Source organism: Glutamicibacter sp. BW78, from assembly GCF_002332245.1.
Taxonomy (GTDB): domain Bacteria; phylum Actinomycetota; class Actinomycetes; order Actinomycetales; family Micrococcaceae; genus Arthrobacter_H; species Arthrobacter_H rhombi_A.
The window spans coordinates 1-495 of record NZ_NRGU01000010.1 but is presented as its reverse complement, the minus strand read 5'-3'; the positions used below and the strand labels follow the sequence as shown (position 1 = coordinate 495).

Genomic DNA, 495 nt, shown 5'->3' with positions numbered 1-495 from the left:
GAAAGGTGCTCCTGGAAATCAATGCCGAAGCGCCCCGGTAGAGGTTGGGCAAGTTCGTGAAGAACAGGCTCAGGTACCTCTACGAGATGCAGTTGCGACTGCTGGGGCGCGGGGTGCTGCCACGGGTGGCTGGATATCGTCATCCAGACCATATTCGCAGCTCCCCCGAGCGCCCGCTAGCGGTTCGGCTTACGAGATCATGCAATGGGAACACCAAAATGCCGGCCACGCCCCGAGAAGCGGTGGAGTACATTGTTAGCTGCTGGGAATTCCGCGCTAGCGGCTTCGTTGGTGTCAGAGAAGGACCTTGCGCGTTAAAAGCTGGAGGATGCAATGGAGCCAGAAGAGGCCGTGAGACTCGCCATCGACGTTGCCGAACAGGGATTCGAAGCGGGAGAGATGCCAATCGGTGCCGTTGTCCTGCTCGGCGATCAGGTTATAGCGGGCGCATACACGCAAGAACAATCCCTCGGCAGGCGGGTCGTCCACGCGGAC

The 495-nt window shown here is 59.8% G+C and carries 1 protein-coding gene; it reads right to left on the bottom strand.

Annotated elements, in window-relative coordinates; all coding sequences use genetic code 11:
• Window positions 1–294: 294 nt before the first annotated feature.
• The coding region (locus tag CIK75_RS16125; RefSeq protein WP_158225855.1) for a hypothetical protein at window positions 295–495 on the bottom strand (201 nt) is incomplete at its 5' end.